This is a genomic window from Acetobacter tropicalis (assembly GCF_030644465.1).
Lineage (GTDB): Bacteria > Pseudomonadota > Alphaproteobacteria > Acetobacterales > Acetobacteraceae > Acetobacter > Acetobacter tropicalis.
Genome location: NZ_JAUYUW010000001.1, coordinates 2,639,966 through 2,662,544 on the forward strand (window position 1 = coordinate 2,639,966; position 22,579 = coordinate 2,662,544).

Consider the following 22,579-nt stretch of genomic DNA (forward strand, 5'->3'; position numbering starts at 1 on the left):
GCGCAACCGTAAGAAAGATCTATACTTCGTCACAGAAGACTGTCGGGGATCAGAGTGTAATTTTCAAGTGATCTTCAGGCGATCGACAGGACCATCTGTGCGACGGCACATATTTGGCCGCGCAAGATGGAGGGTCCGAAGAACCGTGAGTTGAAGACTTTTCTGCCTGATTTTGGGGGGCGGCAGGCTGGTATTGAGGTTTCTGGATAATGATTTTCGCTCTGCGATTTGAGCAGAGCGAGGATTTCATGCTCTGGATTGCTATGTGGCGGCGTTAATCCGCTCCAAGAGGAGAAAACGACGCATGTTATAGACGATGTTGGCCAGTCCGATCCTCATGGTGGCTCGAGAGATGCCTACGGTCTGGATGAACAACCATAATGTTTATGGTGCGCGCGTAGCCTGGCACAGCCTGCGGCGTGAGGGATAGCAGGGCGCGCGTCGCACTGTTGAGCGTCTAATGCGGTTGCATATGCGTGACAACCCGCTGCTCAACGCAATCCTCACGGCCTTGCGCTTGAAATCTTCCGTACGCTTCATGGTCTCGTCGGTCTCCTGATACGAACTTAAAGCGCTCAGATGACCGGCACAAAACCGTTACAAGCCCAAACCACGTGTGAGCGCTGTGGCAACGACACCGTGTTTCCCAAGGGTTCCTCGGCCTCGCCACTCAACCCACTGGTTTGGGGTTTTGTCAAGGTTACGGAGATTAATGCCTAAAAATCCTGAGTATCTGTTCGGCAATCTCCTCACGCGACAGACGCCCTTCGCGGAACCATCCATCAGCCGAGTTCAGCAGACTGAGCAATAAAATGCGGTAAAGATTTTTATCGATATTGCGATCAAGGGGCAGATCCGCCACGAGCCCGCGAAAGATTTTTTCAAAATCGTCACGTTGCTGGATCAGGACATCGCGGACACTTGTCGGCACGCTGCGCAGGTTATTCATGATCGGCAGGGTCAGGGAGCCTGAATTGAGCTGGATTTCCAGCATTTCCAGGCAGGCCGCCTGTAAGCGCGCCCAAGGGTCTGTTACGTCCTCCAGTGCGTTGTGGATACGCATGGCTGCTGCCGCCAGGGCCGTATTATGGATTTCAACGAACAAAGCCTCTTTCGAGCGGATATGATAGTAGAGCGATCCGGCCAGCAGGCCGGCTCGCTCCGCAATGTCGCGAATCGATGTGGCCCGGTAGCCCCGTTCGGCGAACAGTTCTGCTGCTATTTCCAGAATTTCATGGCGTCTGTCTGCTCCTTCCTCCTGCCCCGGGGTGCGGGGTTTTCCGTCTTCAGGCTGGGTCCGCGCACGGGCGGGCACGTCTTTTGCGTGTCTGGTGCGCGGGCTTTTGGAGGCGGTGGCGGGCTGGGCGGATCGTTTCATAGGCAACCGGAAAACAAGGGCGGATACGTGCCGCGCGAACAAGCGGGAACACGCCTGCTCATACAGCTGTGACCATGTCTATGTGCATTTTCTCTCGACAGCACGCAAAAAATTGCCTTCCTTTAATTCTAACAAATGTTTGGTTGTGAATCGGGCGGCAATTCCCGAGAGGAAGGCGCTGGTAATGGACGAATTGACACAACGCGATCACGTAACTTGCGACGTGGTGATTGTGGGGGCAGGTCCCGCAGGGCTTTCGGCCGCGATCAGGCTGAAGCAGCGCGCACCGGACATGGCGGTTATTGTGGTGGAAAAAGGGGCTGAACCCGGGGCGCACAGCTTGTCAGGCATGGTCATGGACCCCTCTGGCTTGGATGCGCTGCTGCCCGACTGGCGTACCGATACCGACCGCCCGCTCCAAACCGAGGTCACGGACGATCATTTTGCGTTCCTGACACAGCGGCGCGCCATCCCTCTGCCTGAAAAGCTGTTCCCGCCGTTGATGAGTAACAAAGGCTGCTTTATCGGTTCTCTGGGCAAGGTCGTAGCCTATCTTGCAAAAAAGGCTGAAGACCTTGGCGTTGATATCTATCCCGCAATTGCCGCGACGGAACTTCTATTCGATCCCGCCGGTCGTGTCATAGGCACCGTGACGGGGGATATGGGGGTCGATAAAGATGGCACGCATTCGAGAAACTACACTTCAGGTATAGAGTTACGTGCAACGCACACGTTGCTGGCTGAAGGTGCGCGCGGTTCGCTGAGCAAGATCGCCATCGCGCATTTCGGTCTGGACGCACAGTCCGGCTTTCAGAAATTCGGCACCGGTTTGAAGGAAATCTGGGAACTGCCGCCTGGCCGCGTTGTGCCGGGTCGTATCATGCATACGCTCGGCTGGCCGCTGGACCGCAAAACAGGCGGTGGGTCCTTTGTCTATCATGGTCAGGACAATCTGCTGACTGTGGGGTTTGTTGTGCATCTGGACTATACGAACCCGACTCTGTCGCCGTTTGATGAGTTCCAGCGTTTCAAGACCCACCCAAGCATGCGCGCCCTGCTGGAGGGCGGTAAGCGGATCGCCTATGGCGCGCGCGCCCTGACCGAAGGCGGCTGGCAGGCCGTGCCACGCCTGACTTTTCCGGGCGGGGCGTTGATCGGTTGTGCCGCGGGTTTCATGAACGTGCCCCGCATCAAGGGGACGCATAACGCCATTGCCTCGGGCATGCAGGTGGCCGACGCCCTTGTGGCCGATCCAGACGCAGCGGAACTGACCGCCTGGCGCGATGGCTGGCAGGACAGCCCCATCGGGCGGGATCTTTTTGCTGTGCGCAACGTCAAGCCGCTGTGGTCACGCCACGGATTGCCGATGGGTGTCGCGCTTGGGGCGCTGGATATGTGGTGCCACACGCTTTTCGGTAAATCGCCTTTTGGCACACTACGGCATGACAAGCCGGACTGGGCGACGCTCAAGTTGCTGGCGGAGGTGACGCCCATTACCTACCCCAAGCCGGATCAAGTTCTGACCTTTGATCGGCTGTCATCGGTGTTTCTGTCTGGAACCACACATGCGGAAAACCAGCCCTGCCACCTGAAATTGGCAGATCCCACCGTTCCGCTGGGGCGGAACCTGCCGCTTTACGGGGAACCGGCGCGGCTCTACTGCCCAGCCGGCGTGTATGAAATCGCAAAATCACCCGATGGATCGGACAGTTTCGTCATCAATGCGCAGAACTGTGTGCATTGCAAGACCTGCGACATCAAGGATCCGAACCAGAACATTACCTGGACCCCACCCGAAGGCGGGGGTGGCCCGATCTATGCTGGCATGTAGGCAGAACATCCCATTGCACAGTCCATAATCCGCAAGGAACAAAACATGTCTTACAAAGGCGATAAATTTCGTAAATGTGGTGTCATCGGTGCCGGAACCATGGGCGCGGGCATTGCAGCCCATATGGCCAGTTGCGGCGTGGATGTCGTGCTGCTGGATCTGGACGCACAACTTGCGGCTGAGGGGGTAGCGCGGCAGGTGAAATCGGGTGGGTTCATGATGCCCGAATTCGCCGCCCGGGTTACGACCGCCAGCACCAGGACCGATCTGGGTCTTTTGCAGGACTGTGACTGGATTGTGGAGGCCGTTGCCGAACGGATCGACATCAAGCGCGATCTGTTCGCGCAGATCGACACGGTGCGCAGGGCAGGGTGTATCGTTTCATCCAATACATCTACCATTCCACTGGCTGAACTGGTCGCCAATGCTTCGCTCGAGCTTGCAGGCGATATGCTGATTACGCATTTCTTCAACCCGCCACGTCATATGCGATTGCTGGAACTGGTGTCGGGTCCGCGCACGAAACACGAAACCGTGGAACGCGCAACCCATTTCATGGACCATGTGCTGGGTAAAACCATTGTTCCGTGCAAGGACACACCGGGTTTTATCGCCAACCGCATCGGCTGCTACTGGCTGGCCGCGGGTCTGGGTGAAGCGCTGAAGCTGGGCATTTCGCCCGAACTGGCGGATGCCGTCATGGGCCGCCCCTTCGGTTTTCCCAGTACCGGCATGTTCGGACTGTGGGACCTGATCGGCATCGACCTCATGCCCGGGCTGATCCGCTCGTTGCAGCACGCACTTCCCGCTGGTGATTCCGTACAGGCTTACGAGGCCGCGCCCGAACTGGTGGCAGCCATGCTGGCCCAGGGGCTGAAAGGTCGCAAATCGGGTGGCGGGTTTTACCGCCAGAGCGCGGACCGCCGCGTGAAGGAGACATTCGACCCCACGACCAGACGCTGGCGCCCGCGTGAAAGTCCGGTCCTGCCCAGGATGGATGCCGCAACGCTGATTGCGTCCGACACACCGGCGGGCCGATACGCCTGGGCGGTCATGTCGCGCACGCTGGCTTATGCGGCAGCGCTGGTGCCCGAAATCGCGGATCGCCCCGATCAGGTCGATACGGCTATGCGGCTGGGCTACGCCTGGCGGGCAGGCCCGTTCGAACTGATCGACCAACTGGGGGCGGCGGCCTTCGCAACCCGTCTGGCGCTGGATGGACAGGCCGTGCCCACCCTGCTGGCGGCAGCGGGGGAGGGCGGGTTCTATGGCCAGGCTGGCGGCCAGCGCACGGTCCTGGTTCCGGCCGGTTCCGGGGCGGTGCGCGAGCCTGTCGCCCAGCCAGCAGCTGTTATCGCGCTGCCCGCCCTGCGCTTGGCTGGCCAGCCGGTTTTTACGACGGATGCGGCATCCCTGTGGGATATTGGCGAGGGCGTGGGCCTGTTCGAATTCCGCACGCCGATGAATGTTTTCACGCCCGCGTTGCTGGACAGCCTGCGCCGGGTTCTTGTTGAAACCCCAAGGCATTTTCGCGCCCTTGTTGCGGGCAATGACGGGCGGGTGTTCAGTGCGGGGGCCGATCTCAAGGGCATGCTGGCTATGTCCGAAAAGAACGACAAGGCGGGCCTTGCGCGTTTCCTTGCCGATGGCGTGGACAGCTTTAACGCCCTTGCCGCCGCACCGTTTCCCGTTGTCGGGGCGGCGGGAGCTCTGGCGCTGGGCGGTGGCTGCGAATTCCTGCTGCATGTCAGCGCGGATGCCCTGCATACGGAGGCCAGCATAGGCCTTGTCGAAAGCCGCGTCGGCCTGTTGCCGGGCTGGGGTGGCGTCGCGCGCTGGCTGCTGCGTCACCACGAAGCCGGTCTGTCGCCCGAGGAGGCGGCGAAGCAGGTTTTTGCCGGGGTCCTGCGCGGTGTGGTCGCCCCCTGTGGCTTTGCCGCCCAGGCCCAGAACCTGATCCGCCAGACCGACCGGGTGGTGATGAACGTGGACCGCCTGATCGCTACCGCGCGGGACTGGGCGGTTGATCTGGCGGCCGGTTTTACCCCCGCAGTACCGCCCGCCGTGGTTCTGCCGCATCGCACGGTATTGGCCGAAATACTGGCGCAGCAGCAGGACAGCCTGTCCCCCCATGACCGCGTTCTGGGTGCCGGGCTGGTGGAAATCCTTTCAGGTGACGCAGAAACGTCGGTTTCACTGGCGGAGATAACTGATCGCGTCACCATGTATTTTCTCGAAATCGTTTTTACAGGCCTCACACGTGCGCGTATCGCGCACATGCTCGAGACCGGAAAACCCCTGAAAAACTGAAACCCTGTTCGAACTGGAGCAGAAACCATGCCGCACTACAAAGCCCCTGTCGAGGATATGATGTTTCTCCTGCGCGACGTGTTCCGCGTGGAGGATGTCTTTGCTGAATTACCTGAGCAGCAGGAGAACGATCTTGAAACCATAGGCAATATTCTTGAGGAAGCCGGAAAATTCTGCTCGGAAATTCTCTATCCGCTGAATGCGGTGGGCGATATCGAAGGATGCCGTCTGGAAAACGGCGTTGTCCGCACTCCACAGGGTTTTGCCGAGGCCTGGAAAGCCTTTTCCGACGCGGGATGGGGTGGGCTGTCGGCCCCGACGGATTATGGCGGACAGAACCTGCCGCGCACGGTGCAGATTCTGGTCGATGAAATGCTTTCGGCCTCCAACCTCTCTTTCGGTCTGTTCCCCGGCCTGACACGCGGGGCGTGTGAGGCGATCGAGGCGCACGCCAGCCAGAATCTCAAGGATACCTATCTACCCAACATGATCAGCGGTGTCTGGACAGGAGCCATGGCGCTGACAGAAGGCAATGCCGGTTCCGACCTCGGGCTGCTCAAGACGACGGCTGTGCCGCGGTCTGATGGGTCATGGACGGTTACAGGGTCGAAGATTTTCATCTCCTCGGGCGATCACGATATGGCGGAAAACGTCATTCACCTCGTGCTGGCCCGTCTTCCGGACGCACCCGCCGGCACGAAGGGCATCAGTCTGTTCCTGTGCCCCAAGGTGCTCGTCAACGCTGATGGGTCACTGGGAGCGCAGAACGCCATTTCCGTCGGGGCGCTGGAACATAAGATGGGTATCCACGCCCAGCCGACCTGCGTGATGAATTATGACGGATGCCAGGGCTGGATGGTGGGCGAGCCAAATCGTGGGCTCGCGGCCATGTTCACGATGATGAACGCTGAACGCCTGTTCGTGGGTGTGCAGGGGCTGGGTGTGGCCGATGCGTCGGGCCAGACCGCGCTGGCCTATGCGCGTGAGCGCCTTCAGGGTCGCGCCGACGATCGCAGCGGCGTTGTGCCTATCATTGCCCATGCAGATGTGCGCCGCATGCTGCTTTCCATGCAGTCTTTCATCGAGGCGGCCCGCGCCATGGCTGTTTACACGGCGCTGGAAATGGACCGGGAGAAATTTCACCCCGATGATGCCGTCCGCCAGCGCGCGGGTGAGAACGTCGCCCTCCTGACCCCCGTCATCAAGGCGGCCCTGACCGATTTCGGGTTCGAGGCGGCGGTCGCCGGCCAGCAGGTGCTGGGTGGGCACGGCTATATTCGCGAATGGGGGCAGGAACAGTATGTGCGCGATGCCCGGATCGCGATGATTTATGAAGGCACCAACGGCATTCAGGCGCAGGATCTCGTCATCCGCAAGCTGAGCCTGGCCGACGGTCAGCCGGTTCGCGCCTATTTCGCCCAGATCCACCAGACGCTCGCCAGTGCGGCCATGGACAGCTACGCCGCAGCCCTGGCCGAACCCCTGCGCGCTGCCTTGGACCTGCTCGAAGGCGTGACGGCGCGGCTTGTCAGCGGCGATCTTGCCAGCGCTGATGACCGTAATGCCGCCGCCGTCGATTACCTGCGGCTTTTCGCCCTGGTCAGCTTCGGTTGGATGTGGCTGCGCATGGTGCTGGCCTGCGCAGCCCCCGGAAAGACTTTGCCGGAGCCACGCGTGCGGCACAAGCGCGCGGCGGCAACCTTCTTCATGCAGCGCGTGCTGCCGCAGGCCGCGGCCCTGACCCAGCAGATCGGCGCGGGCGCGGGCTCTATCATGGCGCTGCCCGACGAAATGTTCTGACCGGACGCAACAAGACAGGATATCATTCCATGAAAAAAATTCTTGTCCCAATAAAGATGGTTCTGGACGCCAATGTGCGCCCGCGTGTGAAGGCGGATGGCAGCGGCGTCGATCTGTCAGGCATGAAGCTGTCGATCAACCCGTTCTGCGAAATCGCGATCGAGGAAGCGGTAAGGCTGAAGGAAAAAGGCCTGGCTGAAGAGGTGGTGGCGATCAGCATCGGCCCGGCCAAGGCGCAGGACATTCTGCGCCAGGCCATGGCGATGGGGGCGGATCGCGCGCGCCTGATCGAGACGGACCGGCCCATCGAACCCCTGACGGCCGCAAAGCTGATCCGCACCGTGGTTGAGGAAGAAAACCCCGATCTGGTCATTCTGGGCAAGCAGGCCGTGGACGATGACTGCAACCAGACGGGCCAGATGCTGGCGGCCCTTCTGGACTGGCCGCAGGCGACGTTTGCATCCGCCGTGGCAGTGGACGCGGGCACCCTGCATGTCACGCGTGAGGTCGATGGCGGGCACCAGACACTCGCCCTGCCGCTGCCGGCCGTGGTGACGACAGACCTGCGCCTGAACGAACCGCGCCATTGCTCCCTGCCCAATATCATGAAGGCGCGCAAGAAGGCGCTGGACATAACCCCGGTCGCCAACTGCGGGCTGGATTTGGCGGCGCGCCTGAACGTGCTGGGCGTAAAGCCCCCCGAACCCCGCAAGACCGGACGCCGCGTCGCCAATGTGAGCGAACTCGTCGGGGACCTGCGCGCCGCCGGCGTGATCTGAGGCCGGCGGCCCGAACGGAAAGAGTAACGACATGACCATTCTTCTTCTTGCCGATCATGACGGACACACGCTGGGCGACGCGACCGCCCGCGCTGTCAGCGCCGCCCGCGACATGGGTGGCGCCATCCACGTGCTTGTCGCGGGTGAGAACGTGGGGCCCATCACGCAGGTCGCGGCGAATGTATCCGGCGTGGACAAGGTTCTCGTGGCTGATGACCCGGCCCTGGCGCATCTGCTGGCCGAACCCGTGGCGGACCTGCTGGTGGGGCTGAGTGCGGATTATGCAGCCGTGATCGCCCCGGCGACCTCCATCGGCAAGGATATCCTGCCCCGCGTCGCCGCCCGGCGCGACGTGATGCAGGTCTCAGACATAACGCGCGTGATTGCGGCCGACACGTTCGAGCGCCCGGTCTATGCGGGCAACGCCATCGAGACGGTGCAGAGCACCGATGTGCTCAAGGTCGTCACCATCCGCAGTTCCGCCTTCGACGCCGCACCGCAGGGCAGTGTCGCTGCCCCGGTGGAGAGCGTCAGCCTGCCCGCCAGGGCTTGGAAAGCCCGTTTTGTGAGCGAGGAACTGACAAAAAGCGAACGGCCAGAACTGACATCCGCGCGGATCGTCGTCTCGGGCGGGCGCGGGCTGGGATCGGCCCAGGCTTTCCAGACGGTGCTCGCGCCGCTGGCCGAGTGCTGGCATGCGGCCATCGGGGCGTCCCGCGCGGCGGTGGACGCCAGCTACGCGCCCAATGACCTGCAGGTGGGGCAGACAGGCAAGATCGTCGCCCCCGAGCTTTATGTCGCCATCGGTATTTCCGGCGCGATCCAGCATCTCGCCGGCATGAAGGATTCGAAAGTGATCGTGGCGATCAACAAGGATCCTGACGCCCCAATTTTTCAGGTCGCTGATTTCGGTCTTGTCGGTGACCTTTTCACCCTTGTTCCGGAACTGGTGCGCGCACTGGGCTGAGCCCGCAGCACCCCGAGGAGTCCTCAAAAAATGACTGTTTCCGATCCCGTCGTCATCGCTTCGGCAGCCCGGACGCCCATTGGCTGGTTCCAGGGAGATTTTTCCACCATCGAAGCACCCCATCTGGGTGCGACCGCCATTCGCGCCGCCATCGCGCGCAGCGGCGTGGACCCCACACTGGTTGACGGCGTGTTCATGGGGTGCGTGCTAAGCGCCGGGCTGCGGCAGAACCCGGCCCGTCAGGCCGCCCATTACGGGGGGCTGCCGTTCAGTGCTCCAACGCTCAGCGTCAACAAGCTGTGCGGTTCGGGCATGATGGCCATGGGCCTAGGATATGACGCGCTGGCGGCCGGTTCGGCCAGTCTTGTCGTCGCCGGTGGGCAGGAAAGCATGACCAATGCGCCCTATCTGCTGAAAAAGGCCCGCAGCGGCTACAGGCTTGGCCATGGCGAGATTTACGACCACATGTTTCATGACGGTCTGGAAGATGCTTACGAACCCGGCCAGCTCATGGGGCATTTTGCGGAACTGACAGTGCGCCAGTATGGTTTCACCCGCGAACAGCAGGATGACTACGCCATCCAAACCTTAGAGCGGGCCCGCAAGGCAGTGGAAAGTGGCGCATTCGCGGCGGAAATTGCGCCCATCACCGTCAAGACCCGCAAAGGCGAGGTGGTGATAAGCCACGATGAAAACCCGCTCAAGGCCGATCCGAAAAAAATCCCGACCCTGCGCCCGGCTTTCGGCAAGGATGGCACCATAACCCCGGCCAGTTCGTCCGGTATTTCAGACGGTGCGGCGGCCTTGGTCATGACCCGGCGGACACAGGCCGAAAAACTGGGCCTGCCGGTTCTTGCAACTGTCAGGGGGTATTCGGTCCATGCCATGGCGCCGCGGGATTTTACCATAGCCCCTGTACCCGCCATGGAAAAACTGCTCAGCAATGTGGACTGGCGGGTGGGAGATGTCGATCTTTTCGAGGTGAACGAGGCCTTCGCCGTGACGGCCATGGTGGCGCAGAAAGACCTCGGCATTCCTGATGAACGGCTGAATGTCAATGGCGGCGCCTGCGCGCTCGGCCACCCCATTGGCGCGACCGGGGCGCGGCTGATCACCACCCTGATCCATGCGCTGAAGGCGCGGGGCCGGCACAAAGGGGTGGCCTCGGCCTGTATCGGCGGTGGTGAGGCAATCGCCATGGCTGTGGAACTGCCCTGATACAACACAGAACGCTCCGGCCCTGACGGGGCCGAAGCAAGCGGGAAAGTCTGAGAGAGCATGACAACAGAACGGATCGGATACCACGCGTTCCGCGACAGGGTGATGACCGCCGATGAGGCCGCCCGGCTGATCGCGGACAAGGAGACGATCGCCACCAGCGGTTTCGGGGCAGGGGGCACGCCCAAGGCCGTGCCGCGCGCCCTTGCTGCCATGGCGAAGGAACGCCATGCGCAGGGTGAACCGTTTGCGCTCAGGCTGTTCACCGGGGCCTCTACCATGACCGATGTCGATGGCGTGCTGGCGGATGCGGATGCGGTCAGTTTCCGCATGCCTTATATGAGCGACCCGATCATGCGCAAAAAAATCAACGCCGGCAGCATTACCTATGTCGATACGCATCTCAGCCGCGTGGCGTCTTGGGCCCGGGCAGGCTTTTTCGGCAAGATTGACGTGGCAATCATCGAGGTCGCACTGGTGCGCGCCGATGGTGGGTTCGTGCCCACCTTTGCGATCGGTAACGCACAGACCTGGCTTGATCTGGCCGACAGGGTAATTATCGAGATCAATACGTGGCACACGCCCCAGATCGAAGGGCTGCACGATATCTGGAACACCACCGCCCCGTATGCCGCCGCAACCCTCGCACGGATCGCAACACCCGGCACGCGTGTGGGCCAGGCGGTCCTGCATGTGGACCCCGACAAGGTCGCGGCAGTCGTGTTCACGCATGAAGCCGAGCAGAGCATCACGTTCCGCTCGGACCCGGATGCGGCGATCATTGCGGGGCATATTCTTGATTTTCTTCAAAACGAGGTTGCGCGCGGTCGTCTGCCACGCGCCCTGCCACCTTTGCAATCGGGTGTCGGCAATATCGCCAACGCGGTCATGGGCGGGCTGGCCAATGCGCCCTTCGAGAATCTGACCGCCTATACGGAAGTCATTCAGGACGGCATGCTGGACATGCTGCGCAGTGGTAGGATGACAGCCATTTCAGGGGCAGCTCTTTACCTGAGCCCCGCCTGCGCGGATTTCGCAAATACGCAGATGCACAGTCTGCGTGACAGGATTGTCCTGCGCCCACAGGAGGTCAGCAACAATCCCTCCGTCGTGCGCGCCCTGAACGCCATTGCCATGAATGCGGCGATTGAGGTCGATATCTACGGCAATGTCAATTCGACCCGGGTCGCGGGGTCGCGCGTGCAGAACGGGATCGGCGGCTCGGGCGATTTTGCCAGAAGTGCGATGCTGTCGATTTTCATGACACCCTCCATTGCGAAAAATCGCGATATTTCTTCAATCGTTCCTATGGCGTCCCATGTCGATCATATCAGCCAGGACGTTCAGGTGGTGGTAACGGAACAGGGCCTGGCCGATCTGCGCGGGCTAGGCGCGCGGGACAGGGCGCGCCAGATCATCACCCACTGTGCCCATCCCGCCTACCGCCCATTGCTGCTGGACTATATGCAGCGCGCCGAACGCCAGCCTGGTGGAGATACGCCGCATATCCTGTCAGAGGCGCTTTCATGGCATCAACGTCTGATGGATACGGGCGTCATGATGCCCCGGTGAGCATACTAGTACCGACAAACCTTTTCCCATCGCCAAAAACAAATGACGTACTATGCCCCGTTCTTGCCCGCCTGACGTCATTCCGACCCTGTATGTAGTCGCCACGCCCGTGTACACCAACTCGATGGGCGATGTGTTCAGCGGGTGGCTTATCTCCCAGATGGATATGGAGGGTTCGAAGAACCGTTGATTGTTTCCTCTTTTGTCTGATTTCAGGTTTTTGGCGTGTTGATTGCTGGTTCCTGGACCTGATTTTCACTCTGCGTTTTGAGCAGAGTGAGGGTTTCATGCTCTGGATTGCTACGCTGGGGTGTTAATCCGCTCCAAGAAGATAAAGCGGCGCATGTTGTAGACGATATTCGCCAGCCCAATTTTCATGGTGGCCCGTGTGATACCGACGATACGTATGAACAGTCGCATCTATGATTTCTGATCAGCAAAGACATGCTCGACACGTGATCTGTGAACTTTTCAGACAAAGCCGTTCTTTTCCATGAAGGCTTCATTGGCTTTGGACTTGTAACGGTTTTGTGCCGGTTGAGTGAGCGTTTACAGCATTCAACAGGAAAGGCATGAGACCATGGCATTGAAGTAGACAGAAGAGTTTCGCCGTGAGGCGGTCAAGATCGCACTTAGCAGCGGTTTGTCCAGGACACGGGTTGCGGCGGATCTGGGGATTGGCAAATCAACGCTGAGCCACTGGATTTCGCGGTATCGGTCGACTGATCTGACAGCGCCTGAAGCGCAGACGGACCTCGTCCGGGAAAATGAGCGTCTTCGCCTGGAAAACCGTGTCCTGCGGGAGGAGAGGGAAATATTAAAAAACGATCCCGGACGTTTGCCCGCCTGTGCGGCATGGAAACAGGCCATGCTATCATGCCGGACAGGAGGGTAGCGGCCGTTTGCTTATTGGCGGTATCGTTCCCGTTAAAAAACGTGGTCCATGGAACTGTGCGAACTTGAGAATGGTGACACTGCCTTGCGGTGATTCCGGTTAGGAAGATGATTGACTGGCATGTTCCACACCCTCCTCCAACACACTGTGTAGAGATGTTACGGTGCCTCGAAAATCCGCAAAAGCGTCCTTTGATCTCACACGTCATATTCAGGGAGCCGCTGCAATCGATATTGGATCACGGATGCATATGGCGGCGGTGTCCCCTGAGGCTGCGAAGGACCCAATCCGGTCCTTCGACACATTTACCTCAGACCCCCACGCTTTAGCTGAATGGTTCAAGGCTTGCAAAGTCACCAGTGTCGCCATGGAATATACAGGCGTCTATTGGATCCCGGTTTATGAAATCCTTGAGCAGCATGGTTTCGACGTCATTCTGGTGAACGCGCGCTACGCCAAGAATGTACCCGGTCGCAAGACAGATGTGAGCGATGCTGGATGGCTTTACCTTGCCGTCGTCATTGGCCTGTTCAGCCGCCGCGTTATCGGTTGGGCCGCCAGTGACCGGATGAAAAAGGATCTTGCTATCAGAGCACTCGATATGGCGGTGCGTCTACGCAACCCACCACCTGACTGTATTTTCCATTCTGATCGTGACAGCCAATATTGCTCCCATGATTTTCAGAAGAGACTGACGGAATACAAGATGACACCGTCCATGTCCGAAAAGGGAAACTGCTACGACAACGCTGTGGTCGAGACCTTTTTCAAGAGCGTGAAGGCCGAAATGCTTTGGCGACAAAGCTGGCCAACACGGCGTCAGGCAACGACCGCCATCTTTCAATACATAAACGGTTTCTATAATCCGCGACGGGGCCATTCTTATCTGGGCAATATCAGCTCCCTCGCTTTCGAGGCCAAAGCCGCGGAGAAGAGATCACATACTGGCACAAAACCGTTACAAGTCCAGGTCGGGATGGCCCTCTCGACGCGCGCAGGACGACCCTGGGCTAAGGCCCTTGGAAGGCATGCGCAGCAAATCCTTCCAGTATTTTTATGACTTCGGTGACGGCTGGGAGCATACCGTCAGAATCCGCACCATCATACCAGCCGACCCGAAGCTCAGCTATCCACGCCTGATCGAAGCCAGCGGAACCCGCCCGCCGGAAGATTCGGGTGGTCCCTGGGGTTTTGCCGAAAAGCTGGAAGCTCTTACCGATCCCGCACATGAATACCATGAGAGCGCCGAGGAAGAACTGGGAGAGGAATACGATCCCCATGCTCAGCCACCAGTCGACTGGTTTCAAACCCGTCTCGACGGACTCGCAAAGCAATGGACAACACGGCAGCGCATGACCAAATATCCCTATGTCAATGCCTCGTTGTGTCGGCGCTTACGGCAGGTCTACGTGCGGCTATTTATTTACTGACCGAGTCTGCAAGTCGCCAAGCCAAAGTTGTACTTGAAAAAATTCCGGCCTTGGTCACAGTCGAAACCAATGCGGATCACGGTGGCACAGATCGCTTGCGAGCACTCGTAGAAAATTCAGATATTTTTGTTCTAAACTGTTTGTCTGCCAAGCATGCAGCGACGGATTTTATTCGAGCACATCATGGTGACAAGCCTTTAGCTTATTCACAAGGAAAAGGCTTATCAAATATGTTTCATGAAATTGAAGTTTTTTAAATTTTAGCAAGTTCACATAAGGAAAATGAAGGACCATACCGCATAAATTGTGAGTGGTCCTTCAAACTGCTGTTTTAGAAGCCGGTACTAACAGAAACGACGGCGGCAAAACCACCACCTACATAGTAAGTAGGCGACCCTGCTGCAGCGATGGTTGTACCACGTATCCCTGTGGTTGCTTTTGCATTTGTTTTAATGCCGTAAGCACCAGAAAGATAATGCTCATTGCCAATGTTCATGAGGTTAAGCTGGATTTGCGGGTGTTTTGCAGCACCAATATCTTTGTAACGGTAGCCGAGCGTTACATTGGCGGTTTCGTAAGATGGCATTTTCTCATCATTCATGAGTGACGTGTATTGAGAGCCAACGTAAGTTAATGCAAAGTTTCCGAAGTATGTTCCATCGTCATAGGATAGTCCTATGGAACCCGTAAATGTCGGCATCATGGTGGGTTTCTTGCCTTTTGTTGGCAAATAGTCAGAACCCTGAAGAATATTATTATCAATTGAACCATGTAAATACTGGGCAGAAACATAAGGGCTGAAATGGTGCCATGGACGCAATCCAATTTCTCCCTGAACTCCACGAGTTGTTTGACCACCAGCATTAATTGAAAAAGTTTCGGGTGTGCCATTGACCAGTGCACTGGTGGAAAGCTGCCTGTTGGTGAAATTATAGTTAAAGAAAGCAAGTGACAGATTCAGGAAGCCGGTGTGACGGTATCCAAGTTCTTCAGAAATTGAAAATTCTGGATTGAGATTGGTATTATGTGTGCTGGACATTTTTCCAGTCGCGACGCTGTAGATATCAATGTAGGAGTTGATGGATGCCGGCTCACGGAATGCCGTTGTTCCATTGATATAGATCTGGTCGTGTGGCGTAATTTTATAACTGGCCGAGACCTGCGGCAGCGGTTGAGCCGTGTAAGCATTAACACGGGCCGTTGTGCCTGGCAGTTGACTGCTGGCGTTACGCGCAATCATGACTTCCTTGAAGCCAGCGTTGAGCAACAGTTTATCATGCAAAAGACTGAGTGAGTCGCTGATGAAAAGACCATTGGCCTGCTGTATGATATGTCCGTCAAAAGACCTTAGAATACTGCCGTTCTGCGTAAGAACAGGAGTGTGTCCGTAAGAATTGCCCACATTCCCGTTAGCATCAGCTTCTGCATAGGAAGTGGCTTCATTATGATCGAAATAGTCATACCAGGCACCAAACTGCAGAGTATTGATCCCCTTTTTCCATGTCAGATAAGCGTTTATGCCTGATCCAAACTGGGTGTAAGGATCAACGTTTTCAGCAGTTGCCTTCCCGTTAACAACATGTTCCAGATTAAGTTGTCCGGCAGGCGTATTGCCAAGATAGGAGTTGTCCTGACTGAGTGTGGACCCACCATTGATAATGCCGTGTCCATAATTGAAATACGGCGTTACAGAAAACGTCAACCCCTTGGCAATATGCAGATTGGTTGGCGCAGCCATCATGACAGTCTGACGACGGTAGAAATGGAACCCCTGATACATGGAGTCTCCAAACTGATATTTCCCGTCGTAATTATAGGAAATACCATATTTTTTCCACTGCGCCATGGTTGGGTTTGTGAACAGATCAGCTCTCACGAGATTCCATGAGACAAAAGGTGCAATCTTGTTGCCATTTCCCCATTCTTTTATGAAACGTGTATCAACATGGTAGCGTTTCTGCCCACCGGTGCCGCGCCAGTTGTTATTGGATTCGTGCGAGAAGGAGGTATAGTTCTTGATTCCAGAATTGCCTATATAACCGGTATCAATACGTCCGAACTCCTTGTTCATGGATTTAGTGCCACCTGCAAGGTTGAGGTAGCCCCCAAACTTGTCAGAGGGGTTGCGTAGGCCTGCGTTGATCTGGCCGCCTACAGAGTTGTACACTGGTGCACTGATATCAGCAGAACCCTGTGCGACATTCACAAAGCCGAGGTTTTCGGTGTCTGCCCATTCAGATGTAAAGGGACTGTAGTAAATTCTGTCTCCAACGGGCATACCTTCAAAAGTAGTTCCCAGTTCTGTTTGGTTCAGGCCGCGAATGGAAACATTCATGCGATCCGATGTGCCAAGAGAGTCAGACCCAGAAACGACAACCCCCGGCATGGCTTTAAGGAGCGTAAGCGCGTTTGAGGTTGGTGACTGTTTTGCAATAAAGTCGCGTGTCACGCCACTGATCGCCTTTGCAGCGGTCTGAGGCGGCATAAGGCCTCCCCCGGGGGTTTTGCCTCTTACGCCATCAGATGTCTTAAGTCCCCCTGCTGTCACGGTGACAAGTTCCTGATTTTGAAGAGGGCTTACAAGGTTTTGTGCATGAGCTTTGTCACATACTGTATAAAATGAAAAGCTTATTACCCCAGAACAAAGAACTCGTCTTAAGGGAAAATGTGACCGGGCTTGTGCCATGATTTTTCCTGCCATTGTGCGTGTTCTACCGTATGCAATAAGCATCCCATAAAAATTATCATTACGGTATAGAAACACCTATTATTAAAATAGGCACTTCATTACTCAACATTATAGAGAAGCACCTGATGGTAATTTTTTTAGAGAAAATTAGTAAAATTCAAAAAAATAAGAATATTTAAATTATTAAAATAAATATTTAAGGTATTAAATTGAGAGTGCTGTCTATTTCGGGATTGTTTTGCCAGGATTGAGAATGTTGTTGGGGTCTAGAGCGTTCTTTATAGACCGCATGATTTCCAATGCGACACAATTTTTGTGTTTTTCCATAGATTGAAGTTTACAGAGACCTATGCCGTGTTCTGCTGAGAACGTGCCCCCCAGAGCGACTGCCTGGTCGTCAATGGCTATCCGCATGGCTTGCAGCAAGCTTTCATCATCACGAGAGGGCCATACTGTATAGTGGATATTACCATCACCTAAGTGCGCAACTGCAATATCTGTATAGTGTGAGTCCAATTCTTTCATGCGGGAAGGAATAAGGCGCAGATATGTTGCAACCTGATCAAGAGGCACCGCAATATCTGTATCAACCACTGGGTGTTTGTGGAAAGAGATTTCTGCAGCGGCTTCTCGCAATAGCCACAGGTTTTTTCTTTGTGTCTCGCTTTGAGCAATGATCGCATCCCGCACCATATCATCTTCCATAGCACCGGCTAGAACATCCTGCAGAATTTTAGAGAGTGACGTGCAACTGGAGCTTGCGAGTTCTATAAGGATACAAGGAGAAGAAAAATCGAAGATTCTTTTTTCTTCAGGATGGAGTGAATGATAGTGCTGAACAAATTTTTCGCACATATATTCATATGCAATAACAGCACCATCGGAAGCATCTTGGAGCGCGTTCAAAAGAGCCGGGGCAATGCCAGGGTCGTCAATCGCCACAAGTGCTGTCGCATAAGTTTTTGGGTGTGGGTATAGTTTGAAGGTTGCGGCCGTTATGACACCAATCTGACCTTCGGCTCCAATGAAAAGGTCCTTCAAGTCAAAGCCGGAATTGTTTTTGGGTAATGCCTGCATCAGATCGAGAATACGCCCGTCTGGCATGACAGCTTCCAGGCCAAGGCACAGGTCGCGTGTGCTACCATAATGCACAACATTAGAGCCGCCCGCATTTGTGGAGAGCACACCGCCAATAAGTGCTGAGCCCGTGCCACCGAATGAAAGCGGGAACATCAGGTCGTGCTGTCTGGCTGCATTGTCCAGTTCACCCACAATAACGCCAGCCTCCACGACCGCAATGCGCGTGCTGGGGGAAAGTGAGCGGATACGGTTCATCCGCTCGAGGGACAGAACCAGACTGTTGTTACAGGCGGTGCCGCCTGACAGGCCTGTGTTGCCAGAGATCGGAACCACCGGGAGGCCGTGCGTGTTTGCGAAGTTAAGAATGCTCGCGACCTCATTCGTCGTGGCAGGGCGCACAACGGCCAGCGGGGTGCTATGGTACTGACCCGTCCAGTCAGATTGCCATTTTTCCGTCTCATGACCGTGGAGCACATTGGCCTGACCAATCAGTGACGCAAGTTGGCTAATGAGAGTGCTGTTTATCATGCTATTTGGCTTCATCATTTCATGAGAGAAAGTGGGCTGTTTACGGTTCGGAAAGAGATCCAAAATTAAGGAAGGGTAAGTCTCTCTGGAAAACTTATTCTTACAGAGTGTTTCTGGAGAAAAATAGATATGACCAGATCAGTTCCCTATTATTACTTTTCGAATAATATATCTTCCAGTGATAGTTTGTGCGTTTTTCTGATACTCAAAATTATAGAAAATTCTCGTTCTGCAACGATTATGCATTAATGTTCTTTTATCGGAATAATAATGGCTATTGGATGAGACAGCATGTTTGTCAGGCGCGTAAATTTTCTGTTGGTTTCTACATCACTTTCAGTTCTATGGAGTGCTGGTGCGTATGCAGATCCGGTAAAAGCGACATCCAAGGCCAGATCTTCTGCTTTGTTGCAGCAACCTGGGGCTTCCAGACATTCTCCTTTCAAGGTCAGGAAGAAGCGTCCTGCTGGCGATGATGAAGTGGTCATTGTAACGGGAACACGAGAAAGTAACAGAAAGGCAAGAAACAGTATTGCGCCAATTGACGTTATTACTGCCCGGCAATTGCAGCAAACAGGAGAAACCGATCCTTCCCGCGCACTTACGCGCGTTATGCCGTCAATTTCCATGAGCTCCTATGGTAACGATACATCGGCCTTCAATTCGACCATTCGGATGCGCGGCCTGAACCCCAATGAAGTCTTGATTTTGGTTGATGGTCAGAGGCGTCATCAAACCAGTCTCATGAGTTACGATACGGGACCGGAGCAAGGGGCAACGCCAACGGATATCGATACAATCCCTGCAAGCATGATCGACCATATCGAAGTTTTAAGGGATGGCGCTGCTGCGCAATATGGTTCTGACGCAATTGCAGGTGTTGTTAATATTATTCTTAAAAAGGATTCCCATAAGGGGAGTGCCTATAGTCAAATCGGTCAAACTGAGGAAGGTGATGGCTTTGCCGTTACTGCGGGGTTTGACAAGGGGTTCTCTTGGGGAAAAGATGGCTTTGTGCATCTGAGTTACGATTACAAACATCAGGATCATACTGTAAGAAGCGGACCAGATAACAGAACAGGCCAGTACGATAACAAGGTGCTGGGGCAACCTGAACTGACGCGTCACTCTTTTGGCACGACTTTTGGGAAAAATATTGTTGATGACCGCCTCGTGTTTTTCGGGAATGCAACATATGCGCACAAACATGGTGAAAGTTATCAAAATTACCGTCTTCCAACGTCACTACCAGCCGTTTATCCTAATGGTTACACGCCTATTCAGACAGATAACGAGAATGATTATTCGGTGACTGTCGGATTTAAAGGGACAAAGTTGTTGGGCTTTGATTGGAAAATATCTTCCACATGGGGGGAAGATATTGCAGATATCAGCAACAAGGATACCGCCAATCTTGCCTATTATGCAGATTATGGAACAACGCCGACAAATTTCGATGTCGCAGGGTATCGTAGCACTCAATGGACAAACAACTTTGATTTGCGGCGGAGTGTAGACGTAGGGCTCGCCCTGCCAATTGTTTTTGCGGGTGGGGCAGAATATCGGTATGAAAAATATGATATTTCAGCTGGTAGTCCCGCGTCATACTATAAAAGTGGCTCCCAAGGGTTGGGGGGAATTATTCCAGCTATTGCGGGTGGCCATAGCCGCGATGTAACGGCTGGTTATATTGATGTTGATATCCATCCTATAAAGCAACTGGATATTGATCTTGCTGGACGGACAGAACATTACACGGACGTAGGGGATACGCAGACCGGAAAAATAGCTGCACGCTATGACCTTTCACGCCGTATTGCTTTTCGTGCTGCTATAAGTAGTGGTTTCCGCGCTCCAACGTTGGCCGAAGAATACTTCAGTAATATCGTAACAGATGCAACCGGCGGCGCTAGTGGATTACTGGCTACCGGGTCTACTGGTGCGCAATTGATTGGCGCCAGCAAGCTTAAGCCCGAGCGCTCAACAAATGCGAGTGGCGGTATTGTGCTGGAGCCAATTGACCACTGGCATATTGCAGCGGATGTTTACCAGATCAACATTCGTGACCGGATTGTAGGTGGCGGGCGCGTTAATGGTGAGCAGGCTATCGAAGCTATCGAGGCAAACGGCATCCCGCTTCAGACAGCGACACCAAGTGATGTCACAGCCAATTACTTAACTAATGGCGCGAGTACGCGCACTCAGGGCCTCGACATTACATCTGATTATACATTGCGTACGCAGAAATATGGCACGTTTCAGTTCAATCTGGCGCTTAACCTGAATAGAACCACCATTCACCATATGGCGCTAAATGCATCCGGGGGACCGCAACTGAATGCACAGCTTGCTACATATCTGACAAATGCGACACCAAAAAGTAAGATTATTCTGGGTATGAACTGGAACTTTGGGAAATTTGATTTGATGTTGCGTGAAACCCGTTTTGGCAGTTTGGCGGAGAATCTGACATTTTATGCGGCAGGTCCCAACCAGTATTCAACATCGGTCTTTCAACATTTTATCAATGCCCCACGATGGAATACGGATATTGAGCTGGGTTACAAGCCATTCACCTATCTACGCGTTGCCGTAGGGGCACGAAATGTAACCAATATCAAACCCAGTAAGCTTCCTGCGGCAAATAGTTATGTAGGGTCTTACTGGTATTCGATCCGAAATGGTCAGATGGGTTTTAATGGCGGATTTTATTACGCACGAGCTAATTTGTCATTCTAAGCGTAACACGTCACGCCTGTCTTGCACTGCAGGACAGGCTGCCTGGTATCAAATAAGATTTTTTGTTGTTAGAGCAAGTCTGCAGGCTGCCAGATCCCATGCGGCGCAACCAACGCTTTTGAAAAAAACAGGTAATTCGCTATCTGGCTTATTTTGAAGAAAATCAGAAAGCTTTTTTACCTCTTGCCAATTTTTTCCAGCCTGAATGATATCTCCAGCTTCAGTAGGCGCTCCATTCGGATCATCGACAATGCATAAGCTGTTGTTGACAATTTGCGGGCCAATTTCAATCATGTCGGGTCGATAGGCACCGACACCAATAACCAGTGTTTCTGGTATTGCTGGCTGATTATACAGTATTTTGGTACTGCTAGTTACGGTTATAACCGTATCGTAATGTATATTCTGTGTTGGCTCGGCGTGTAACGTAAGGTTTGAATAAGGGGTTTTGACAAGAGTGTTGACGTGCTCGGGAGTGCGCCCGCGAATGAAAATGTTAACACCTGGGTATAATTCATCAAGAGCTTCTAGATGGACTCGTGCTTGTGCTCCGGTGCCAATAAGAAGAATATTCTCGAGTTTTTTTCTACTGAAGGCTTCCAATCCTATCATGGATATTGCCGCAGTTCTGCGTTCTGTAGTGGTAATGCCGTCCAAGGCAAGCAGGAAAGCGCCATCTGTTGCGCCAAGGCAGGTCACTTGCCCCTGTAGTGTGGGCAGGCTTTTGTTTTTGGGAAAAATAGTCAGAAGTTTGTGTGTGAGAATATCAGGGGCACATGCAACCATGGAAAGCACATTGCCCTGATGGTTCACTGATGGAACAACAAGCCGTTCTGGACAGATAATATGACCGGCGTCAAATTCTGCTATGACAGAGCGTAATGTTTCTATCAGTGGCCTGAACGGAAGAGCCTTACGGGTTTCTTCTGCGGAGAGTGCACGCATTATGATATTTCTACTATGTGGTGGAGGGAGGGCAGGTCTGTCCCAGATATTAACAGGTTTTGGCAATAAGTGTGATTTCGACTTTCCATTGAGGGTCAGCCAGTTTGGCCTCTACGGTGGCACGTGCCGGTTTGTTGCTGGTATCAAGCCAAGCATCCCAAGCCTTATTCATGGCGCCGATATCGGCAATCTCAGGCAGAAAAATCTGGACCGAGAGAATATTCGCCTTGTTGCTTCCAGCCTGTGCGAGCAGACTATCAATCTGTGTCAGGATGTTTGCGGTCTGACCTTCTGTGTCCAGCGTTGTATTTGTCGAGACCTGACCAGCCAGATAGACAATACCATTGTGAATGACAGCACCGCTCAGGCGTTCATGCGGATCAAGGCGTGTAATGGACATGATGTGTTCCTTTTGAAT

15 protein-coding genes and 5 pseudogenes are annotated in these 22,579 nt (G+C 54.9%); 13 read left to right on the plus strand and 7 right to left on the minus strand.

What is annotated here, in order from left to right:
- Positions 1-261: 261 nt before the first annotated feature.
- Both QWU00_RS12035 and QWU00_RS12040 read right to left on the minus strand, forming a co-directional pair.
- A pseudogene (locus QWU00_RS12035) lies at positions 262-375 on the minus strand (IS5/IS1182 family transposase); the annotation flags it as partial.
- Between the two features lie 334 nt (positions 376-709).
- Positions 710-1,315 (minus strand): TetR/AcrR family transcriptional regulator, encoded by a 606-nt coding sequence (locus QWU00_RS12040; RefSeq protein WP_035381608.1) that lies wholly within the window; start codon positions 1,313-1,315, stop codon positions 710-712.
- Between the two features lie 247 nt (positions 1,316-1,562).
- Here QWU00_RS12040 and QWU00_RS12045 point away from each other — a divergent pair, with 247 nt between their 5' ends.
- The 7 genes from QWU00_RS12045 to QWU00_RS12075 are packed head-to-tail and all read left to right on the plus strand — an operon-like array spanning position 1,563 to position 11,855.
- Entirely contained in the window at positions 1,563-3,209 is a 1,647-nt protein-coding gene (locus QWU00_RS12045; RefSeq protein ID WP_035381572.1) for an electron transfer flavoprotein-ubiquinone oxidoreductase, read from the plus strand.
- 45 nt (positions 3,210-3,254) lie between these two features.
- A complete protein-coding gene (locus tag QWU00_RS12050; protein WP_052051476.1) occupies positions 3,255-5,519 on the plus strand; it encodes a 3-hydroxyacyl-CoA dehydrogenase/enoyl-CoA hydratase family protein in 2,265 nt (754 codons plus the stop codon).
- 27 nt (positions 5,520-5,546) lie between these two features.
- Complete coding sequence (locus QWU00_RS12055; protein WP_035381574.1) at positions 5,547-7,319, plus strand: acyl-CoA dehydrogenase C-terminal domain-containing protein; 1,773 nt, start codon at positions 5,547-5,549, stop codon at positions 7,317-7,319.
- Positions 7,320-7,348: 29 nt separating this feature from the next.
- Entirely contained in the window at positions 7,349-8,098 is a 750-nt protein-coding gene (locus QWU00_RS12060) for an electron transfer flavoprotein subunit beta/FixA family protein (RefSeq protein WP_035381576.1), read from the plus strand.
- A gap of 31 nt (positions 8,099-8,129) precedes the next feature.
- Positions 8,130-9,065, plus strand: a complete 936-nt coding sequence (locus QWU00_RS12065) for an electron transfer flavoprotein subunit alpha/FixB family protein (RefSeq protein WP_035381578.1) — start codon at positions 8,130-8,132, stop codon at positions 9,063-9,065.
- 30 nt (positions 9,066-9,095) lie between these two features.
- Positions 9,096-10,283, plus strand: a complete 1,188-nt coding sequence (locus QWU00_RS12070) for an acetyl-CoA C-acyltransferase (RefSeq protein ID WP_035381580.1) — start codon at positions 9,096-9,098, stop codon at positions 10,281-10,283.
- Between the two features lie 60 nt (positions 10,284-10,343).
- On the plus strand, positions 10,344-11,855 hold the full coding sequence (locus tag QWU00_RS12075; RefSeq protein WP_035381582.1) for a succinate CoA transferase: 1,512 nt from the start codon (positions 10,344-10,346) through the stop codon (positions 11,853-11,855).
- 300 nt (positions 11,856-12,155) lie between these two features.
- Here QWU00_RS12075 and QWU00_RS12080 read toward each other — a convergent pair.
- Positions 12,156-12,389, minus strand: a pseudogene (locus QWU00_RS12080) (IS5/IS1182 family transposase); the annotation flags it as partial.
- Between the two features lie 61 nt (positions 12,390-12,450).
- Between QWU00_RS12080 and QWU00_RS12085 the strand changes: the two are divergent.
- The 5 genes and pseudogenes from QWU00_RS12085 to QWU00_RS12100 form a co-directional block, all read left to right on the plus strand.
- Positions 12,451-12,678: pseudogene (locus QWU00_RS12085) on the plus strand (transposase); the annotation flags it as partial.
- A gap of 235 nt (positions 12,679-12,913) precedes the next feature.
- Positions 12,914-13,243, plus strand: a pseudogene (locus tag QWU00_RS16930) (IS110 family transposase); the annotation flags it as partial.
- Positions 13,244-13,246: 3 nt separating this feature from the next.
- Positions 13,247-13,678 (plus strand): annotated as a pseudogene (locus QWU00_RS16935) (IS3 family transposase); the annotation flags it as partial.
- A gap of 100 nt (positions 13,679-13,778) precedes the next feature.
- Positions 13,779-14,180: a plasmid pRiA4b ORF-3 family protein gene (locus tag QWU00_RS12095; protein ID WP_052051477.1), complete on the plus strand. Its 402-nt coding sequence runs from the start codon at positions 13,779-13,781 to the stop codon at positions 14,178-14,180.
- Entirely contained in the window at positions 14,135-14,437 is a 303-nt protein-coding gene (locus QWU00_RS12100) for a hypothetical protein (protein ID WP_150395514.1), read from the plus strand. The genes QWU00_RS12095 and QWU00_RS12100 overlap by 46 nt, the downstream gene beginning before the upstream one ends.
- 74 nt (positions 14,438-14,511) lie before the next feature.
- Here QWU00_RS12100 and QWU00_RS12105 read toward each other — a convergent pair whose 3' ends face one another.
- On the minus strand, positions 14,512-16,866 hold the full coding sequence (locus QWU00_RS12105) for a TonB-dependent receptor (protein WP_166443748.1): 2,355 nt from the start codon (positions 16,864-16,866) through the stop codon (positions 14,512-14,514).
- A gap of 225 nt (positions 16,867-17,091) precedes the next feature.
- On the minus strand, positions 17,092-18,495 hold the full coding sequence (locus tag QWU00_RS12110; RefSeq protein ID WP_331280075.1) for an FAD-binding oxidoreductase: 1,404 nt from the start codon (positions 18,493-18,495) through the stop codon (positions 17,092-17,094).
- Positions 18,496-18,768: 273 nt separating this feature from the next.
- Here QWU00_RS12110 and QWU00_RS12115 point away from each other — a divergent pair, with 273 nt between their 5' ends.
- Positions 18,769-21,216, plus strand: a complete 2,448-nt coding sequence (locus QWU00_RS12115) for a TonB-dependent receptor plug domain-containing protein (RefSeq protein ID WP_035381583.1) — start codon at positions 18,769-18,771, stop codon at positions 21,214-21,216.
- Positions 21,217-21,264: 48 nt separating this feature from the next.
- Here the strand turns inward: QWU00_RS12115 and QWU00_RS12120 are convergent, their stop codons facing one another.
- Both QWU00_RS12120 and QWU00_RS12125 read right to left on the minus strand, forming a co-directional pair.
- Complete coding sequence (locus QWU00_RS12120) at positions 21,265-22,161, minus strand: delta(1)-pyrroline-2-carboxylate reductase family protein (RefSeq protein ID WP_035381585.1); 897 nt, start codon at positions 22,159-22,161, stop codon at positions 21,265-21,267.
- Positions 22,162-22,210: 49 nt separating this feature from the next.
- Positions 22,211-22,561, minus strand: a complete 351-nt coding sequence (locus QWU00_RS12125; RefSeq protein ID WP_035381587.1) for a RidA family protein — start codon at positions 22,559-22,561, stop codon at positions 22,211-22,213.
- Positions 22,562-22,579 lie beyond the last annotated feature (18 nt).